Genomic DNA, 6,516 nt, shown 5'->3' with positions numbered 1-6,516 from the left:
CCCCGAGCTTGTCCGGATAGTCCTCCTGCCGAGGTCGCTGTGCGGCACTTGGGCGACCTCGCGTGACCGCTCACGTCGTGTGCCGCGTCCTAGGTCACCAGGCGCGATGCACACATCCGGTCCGGTACATCTCGAGTGCGTCCAGATGGTGGCCGGAAGCGGGCTCGCCACTCGGTGAGCGCCGACAGCGGTCCGATGGGCAGGAGAAACGTCGTCTGCCTGCGCGGTCCTTCGCGCATCAGCCCTCTTCATCCGCAGGTACCCGCATCTGCGGGCGGCTGAAAGCGCAGGCCCGGTGGACTCCCCGGCGGTGCGCCGGGTACCGACGTCACCGTCGCCGGGGAGGTGGAGGCGGGCCTACTCCGCGATCTTGGTGCGCTCGCACCACTCGTAGACGCGCAGTCGCCCTTCGGGGGTGTCCTGCTCCCGCTGGGTGACCTTGAAGTGCTCGTATCCGCCGCGGAACGGCACCTTCAATTCGACTCCGGGCGGGGTGATCGGGACGATGCGCGCGGGCAGATCTTGCGGCCCGCCTTCGAGGACAGCTTTTGCACCAATGCTCATCCTCGGATGGTAGAAGCGGGAACGGCCTGATCGTGGCACATTCAGGGCACGGTGAGTACCAATTTGCCGACGGTTCGCCCGGTATCGCCCGCCGCGTGCGCTTCAGCCGCCTTCGACAGCGGGAACAGTCCGGCGATCGTCGGGCGCAGGGCGCCGGATTCGGCGAGCGCGGCGAGGGCGAGCATGCCCGCGCGATCATGTTCCACCAACATCCGGATCGCGCGGACGCCCCGGGTCTGCGCCTCGTGCGCGAGGTCGACCGTGCCGAAGGCGCGCAGGGACACCAGCAGCCCGCCGGGGCGCAGGGTGCGCAGTGACCGGATGCTGTTGTCGTCGTCGATCGAGTCCAGTACCACGTCGACGTCGCGGACCGCCTCCGCGACATCGGTCTCGCGATAGTCGATCACCTCGTCGGCACCGATCCCGCGCAGGAACGCGTGGTTGGGTGCGCTGGCCGTGCCGATGACGTACGCCCCGCGCGCCTTGGCGATCTGCACCGCGAAGTGGCCGACACCACCCGCGGCCGCGTGGATCAGCACACGGTGCCCCTCCTCGAGGTTTGCGGTGTCGACCAGCGCCTGCCGGGCGGTGAGCGCGGCGAGCGGAATGGCCGCCGCCTGCGTGTGGTCGAGGGCGGCCGGTTTGCGGGCGAAGGCGCGGGCCGGGCCCGCGACGTATTCGGCACAGGAGCCGTGGCCGTGCGGATACGGGAGCATGCCGAACACCTCGTCGCCGGGGCGGAACAGGGTGACGCCGATGCCGGTGGCAGCGACCTCGCCGGAGACATCCCAGCCGAGCACGAACGGCGGTTCCGGCAGGAAAAGTCCCGCGGTAGCGCGGTGGCGCCAATCGGTGGGGTTGAGTCCGGCCGCGCGGACCCGCACCAGGATCTGCCCGGGGCCCGCAACCGGTTGCGGGAGTTCGATTTCGGTGAGCACCTCGGGGCCGCCGAGGGTCTGCTGGCTGATCGCGCGCATGGTCGCGGTGCTGTCGATGTGGGTCACGGGTGTCAGCCTGCCGGGCCCGGACGACGAAGGAAATGGCACGATTGCCATTCTTCGATATGATCGTGCCATGGCGGACTCGACTGTGGCCCATCGGGTGGTGGTGCTGGCGTTGGACGGGGTCTATCCCTTCGAACTCGGTATCCCGAATCGGGTATTCGGTAGTGCCGCAGGCAGATACGAGGTGGTCACCTGTTCGGTCGACGGTCGTCCGGTGCGCAGCGCCGCCGATTTCGACATCGCGGTGGCGCACGACGGCCGGGCCTTGCGAACCGCCGACACCGTGGTGCTGCCGGCCTGCGACATCACCACGGCTCTCACCGGCACGCTGCCACAGCCGGTGCTCGACGCGTTCGCGCAGATCCGGCCGGAGGCCAGAATCGTCGCGATCTGCACCGGCGCCTTCGTCGCCGCGGCCGCGGGACTGCTCGACGGACGCCCGGCCACCACGCACTGGAATCAGGCCGATCTGTTCCGGCGCACCTTCCCGCGGGTGCGCCTCGACCCCGGCGTGCTCTACGTGGACGACGGGAACGTCCTCACCTCGGCGGGCGCGGCGGCGGGACTCGACGTGTGCCTGCACTTGGTGCGGCGCGATCACGGCAGTGCGGTCGCGAACGCGGTCGCGCGTCGCTGCGTGGTTCCGCCGTGGCGCGATGGCGGTCAGGCACAGTACATCGAGCAGCCGGTGCCACCCGCGACCTCGGCCGGGACCGCCGCGGCCAGGCAATGGGCACTGGAGAACTTGCGGCATCCGCTGACCGTGGACGAGTTGGCCGTCCGGGCCCGGATGAGTAAGCGCACCTTCGCCCGCCGCTTCCGGGACGAGGTCGGCATGAGCCCGGGCCGCTGGTTGATCCAGCAGCGTGTCTTCCGTGCCAGGCATCTGCTGGAGACAACGGATCTGACCGTCGATCGCATCGCGGGCGAGGTCGGCTTCGCCACCGGTACCTCGTTGCGCCAGCACCTGGTCGAGGCGATCGGCGTGTCACCGCAGGCCTATCGGCGTACATTCCGTGCGCGAACCGCCCCGGTGGCGAGCTGAGCGGGTTACCGAAAGCTCAGCCGGTGGCCGGAACCGGCAGACCCACGCGGCCGGCGACCCACGGCAAGGACGACGCGAACGCGGCTGCCGCGAACTGCCAGGTGTGCCCGCCCTCGGTGGTGTACACGGTGCAGTCGACGCCGACCGCGCGTCCGGCATCGCACAGTCTGTCGGCGGCACCGACTTCGCCGGAATCGGGCACTTCGTCACGCCCACCGAGGCCCGCGCTGTCGTCGTCGGAAGCCGGAGAGCGCCGGTTCGCGTTGTCGGAACGCTCAGCCGGGACGAGATCGTCGAACAGGCCGGCGACGCCGTTGTAGGGACCGTGGCGTGCCATGACGGTCAGCGGATCGAACGCGTCCCACGCGGCGGCGTCGCCGCCGAAGAGACGGGAGACGGTCTGCTCCTCGGTGCCCGAAGACGGCCCGAGATCGCCGGCGATGTCGACGAACGTGTGCAGCAGATCGGGGTGCATGACCGCCAGGTCCACCGCGCAGGTGCCGCCCATGGACCAACCCACCACCGCCCAGCGCGCGGGATCGGCGGAGGCGCCGAATCGCGCTTCTACGTAGGCGGGCACGTCCTCGGTCAGATGCGCGGCGGCGTGGCCGCGCGGCCCGTTCACGCATTCGGTGTCGTTGTTGAAGCTGCCGCCGGCGTCGACGAAGACCAGGATCGGCGCGAGGCCGCCGTTCGCCTTGGTGAAACCGTTCAGGGCGGGCATGATCTGGCCACTGCGGATCCAGTCCGCCGGAGTATTGAATTCGCCGCCGATCATCATCACCACCGGCAGTGCGGGCGGGGTCGGTCCGGCGAACCACGCGGGCGGCAGGTAGACGTATTCGGTGCGGTGCGCAAACCCGCTGCCCGTGTCGGGAATTCGCACCGGCACCACTTTGCCGTCGGTGAGGGCGGTGTCACGCAGGGCGGGCAGCGCCGAGAGGTCGGTCTGCTGCGGGAGCGGGCCCGCGGTGACCGCGCCCCACGCGGCCTGCACGGTGGGGTAGTAGCCGACCCACTGGTTGAGCACCACCCCGGTGCTCAGCAGCGCCGACGGGATGGCGATGACCGCGATCCCGCGCCGCCACCAGTGCGCGCCCGGCCAGCCGAGCAGCGCGGCCGCTGCCGCCGCGGCGGTCACGCCGACCCACACCCACAGCCGGGCGGGCGCGGGATCGGAAGCCAAACCCTCGTCGGCGACATACCAGGCAGCGGCCAGTGCCGCCGCGACGCCGACCGCCACGCAGGCCGGTAGCCGGATCAACCACCATCGCCTGGTTCGCCGAGCGACGGCGACCAGCAGGACCGCCGCTGCGAGCAGTTCGACGGTCGGCGGCAGCCAGCCGTGTAGCAGCGAGATTCCGGGATGAAACGCGTGCTGCTGGATCAGGACCGGGTTCGCCGGAGAAATCCGAGGCGGCGCCGGAGACGGGGGAGCAGCGAGTACTGACACGTCCGGCATTGTCGCCGCCGTTCCTCCGGGCAGGCTGTGAATCGGCTTCGGCAGTCCTGGGTGACCGGCCTCGCCGCGCTCGTGGGGCCGACGGCGCGCGAGGCAGAATGCGAGCATGGTCGAACTGGTGCTGGTACGCGGCGATATCACCGAACAGGAGGTCGACGCGGTGGTGAACGCGGCGAATTCCGCACTGCTCGGCGGCGGCGGAGTCGACGGCGCGATCCACCGGCGCGGTGGCCCGGAAATCCTCGCGGAGTGCCGCAGGCTGCGGGCGTCCCAGTATGGTTCGGGACTACCGACCGGGGCCGCGGTCGCCACCACGGCCGGTCGCCTGCCCGCGCGCTGGGTGATCCACACGGTCGGTCCGGTGTGGTCGGCTACGGAGGACCGCTCGGCCTTGCTGGCCTCGTGTTATCGGGAATCTTTGCGCGTCGCGGACGAATTGGGGGCGCGGACGGTCGCGTTCCCGGCGATCTCCACCGGCATCTTCGGCTGGCCGATGGAAGACGGAGCCCGAATCGCGGTCGACACGGTTCGCGCGACCTCCACGGAGGTGTCGGAGGCCCGGTTCGTCCTCTTCGACGAGCGTGCTCACGCCGTGTTCGCAAGGCAGGTCGCCAGGGACTGAGCCCGCCCCTTCCCGCTGTAACGCCGGATTCCCCCGTGCCGAGTGACGGAGCCGATCCCCGTCGCTGCGCCGAGCTTGTCGGTGGCCGCTGGCATAGTTCGGCGCGTGTCGTCGTTCAGTACCCATATCGAAGTCCGGGTGTCCGATTTGGACCCGCAATTGCACGTCACCGGCGCGGCTTACCATCAATTCGCCGACCATGCGCGCTTCGCGTGCGTCCGAGCGGCGGGTGTGTCGGTCGACGAGCTGATCGCCTCGGGCCTCGGGCCGGTCAACCTGGAGACCGTGCTGCGCTTTCAGCGCGAACTACGCGGCGGTGACACGGTCGAGGTGTCGTGCGCGTGGCAGTGGGGTGCGGGCAAGACTTATCGGGTCGAGCACACCCTGACGCGCGCCGACGGCGTGGTCGCCGCGACGGTGACCAATGTCAGCGGCTTGCTCGACCTGGCGGCACGGCGGCTGGTCGCCGATCCCGCGCACCAGTGGGCGGTGCGTGCGCGTCGTCCCGAGTTGCTCGGCCTGCCCGGCGCGTCGCGGGAAGCCGATGGCCTCGGCGGATAGCCGGGCCGTGTCGCTGGGCGGCGAAACACCAAGCCTCCGCTAGACTCTCGAACAGTTGTTCGTGTCCGGAGAGGGGTTGTCGTGCGGGTGATGGGCGTCGACCCCGGACTCACCCGCTGTGGCCTCAGCATCGTCGATGGCGGGTCGGGGCGGAAGGTCACCGCCGTGGACGTCGATGTGGTCCGCACTCCCGGAGATATGGATTTGGCCCATCGCCTGCTCGCGGTCGCCGACGCCGCCGAACGCTGGATGGACGCCCACAAGCCGGCGGCCGTCGCCATCGAGCGCGTCTTCGCCCAGCACAACGTCCGCACCGCCATGGCCACCGCGCAGGCGGGCGGAGTGATCGCGCTGGCCGCCGCGCGCCGGGGGATCCCGGTCGCGTTCCACACACCCAGCGAGGTGAAGGCCGCGGTCACCGGCAACGGCACCGCGGACAAGAAGCAGGTGACCGCCATGGTCACCCGGATTCTCGGCCTGGCCGCCGCGCCGAAACCGGCGGACGCGGCGGATGCGCTGGCGCTGGCGATCTGCCATTGTTGGCGGGCGCCGCTGCTGGAGCGGATGGCGGCGGCGGAGGCCAAGGCGGCCGCGGCGCAGCGCCGGTACATCGAACGGCTGGCCGAACAACGGAAGGCGGTGCACGGGTGATCGCGTCGATACGCGGTGAAGTGCTGGAAATCGCCCTCGACCACACGGTGATCGAGGCGGCCGGCGTCGGCTACCGGCTCAACGCCACTCCGTCCACTCTGGCCGGGCTCACCCGTGGCGAGGAAATCCGGCTCTACACCGCGATGATCGTCCGCGAGGACTCGATGACCCTCTACGGGTTCGCCGACACCGAGGCGCGCGACCTGTTCGGCCTGCTGCAAACCGTCTCCGGCGTCGGGCCCCGCCTCGCCATGGCGGTGCTGGCCGTGCTCGAGCCCGAGGCGCTGCGCAAAGCGCTGGCCGAGAGCAACGTGGCGGCCCTGACCCGGGTGCCCGGCATCGGCAAGCGCGGCGCCGAACGCATGGTGGTGGAACTTCGGGACAAGGTGAATCTCGTGCCGGTGCCGTCCGGCCCGCCGGGATCGGCGCCCGCGGCGGCGGGCACGCCGGTGCGTGAGCAGGTCGCCGAGGCGCTCGTCGGCCTCGGGTTCGCCGCCAGACAGGCCGAGCAGGCGATCGATGCGGTGCTGGCCGAACAGCCTGCCGTCGATACCTCCACCGCTCTGCGTGCCGCGCTCGGCCTGCTCGGCAAGAACCGGTAGAGCGT

The 6,516-nt window shown here is 70.6% G+C and carries 8 protein-coding genes; 5 read left to right on the top strand and 3 right to left on the bottom strand.

Features of this window, described 5'->3' with window-relative positions:
* Positions 1-357 precede the first annotated feature (357 nt).
* Positions 358-564 (bottom strand): DUF5988 family protein, encoded by a 207-nt coding sequence (locus ACFU5M_RS09125; protein ID WP_040867713.1) that lies wholly within the window; start codon positions 562-564, stop codon positions 358-360.
* A 41-nt stretch (positions 565-605) separates the two neighbouring features.
* The gene (locus tag ACFU5M_RS09120) at positions 606-1,541 is read right to left on the bottom strand and encodes an NADP-dependent oxidoreductase (protein ID WP_379046288.1); all 936 of its coding nucleotides are present in this window, start codon (positions 1,539-1,541) and stop codon (positions 606-608) included.
* Positions 1,542-1,638: 97 nt separating this feature from the next.
* Here ACFU5M_RS09120 and ACFU5M_RS09115 point away from each other — a divergent pair, with 97 nt between their 5' ends.
* Positions 1,639-2,613 (top strand): GlxA family transcriptional regulator, encoded by a 975-nt coding sequence (locus ACFU5M_RS09115; protein WP_379046275.1) that lies wholly within the window; start codon positions 1,639-1,641, stop codon positions 2,611-2,613.
* 16 nt (positions 2,614-2,629) lie between these two features.
* On the opposite strand, the gene ACFU5M_RS09110 is transcribed toward ACFU5M_RS09115, so the two are convergent.
* Complete coding sequence (locus ACFU5M_RS09110) at positions 2,630-4,075, bottom strand: alpha/beta hydrolase (RefSeq protein ID WP_379046272.1); 1,446 nt, start codon at positions 4,073-4,075, stop codon at positions 2,630-2,632.
* A 106-nt stretch (positions 4,076-4,181) separates the two neighbouring features.
* On the opposite strand from ACFU5M_RS09110, the gene ACFU5M_RS09105 reads away from it, so the two are divergent.
* From ACFU5M_RS09105 to ruvA, 4 genes are all read left to right on the top strand, one after another.
* A complete protein-coding gene (locus tag ACFU5M_RS09105) occupies positions 4,182-4,697 on the top strand; it encodes an O-acetyl-ADP-ribose deacetylase (RefSeq protein WP_379046269.1) in 516 nt (171 codons plus the stop codon).
* Between the two features lie 105 nt (positions 4,698-4,802).
* Positions 4,803-5,258 (top strand): acyl-CoA thioesterase, encoded by a 456-nt coding sequence (locus tag ACFU5M_RS09100; RefSeq protein WP_379046266.1) that lies wholly within the window; start codon positions 4,803-4,805, stop codon positions 5,256-5,258.
* Between the two features lie 81 nt (positions 5,259-5,339).
* Positions 5,340-5,909: a crossover junction endodeoxyribonuclease RuvC gene (ruvC, locus tag ACFU5M_RS09095; protein WP_379046263.1), complete on the top strand. Its 570-nt coding sequence runs from the start codon at positions 5,340-5,342 to the stop codon at positions 5,907-5,909.
* Complete coding sequence (gene ruvA / locus ACFU5M_RS09090; RefSeq protein ID WP_379046260.1) at positions 5,906-6,511, top strand: Holliday junction branch migration protein RuvA; 606 nt, start codon at positions 5,906-5,908, stop codon at positions 6,509-6,511. The genes ruvC and ruvA overlap by 4 nt, the downstream gene beginning before the upstream one ends.
* Positions 6,512-6,516: the final 5 nt, after the last annotated feature.

This window comes from Nocardia sp. NPDC057455 (assembly GCF_042802775.1).
Taxonomy (GTDB): Bacteria; Actinomycetota; Actinomycetes; order Mycobacteriales; family Mycobacteriaceae; genus Nocardia.
This window is presented reverse-complemented; position numbering and strand designations above follow the sequence as displayed.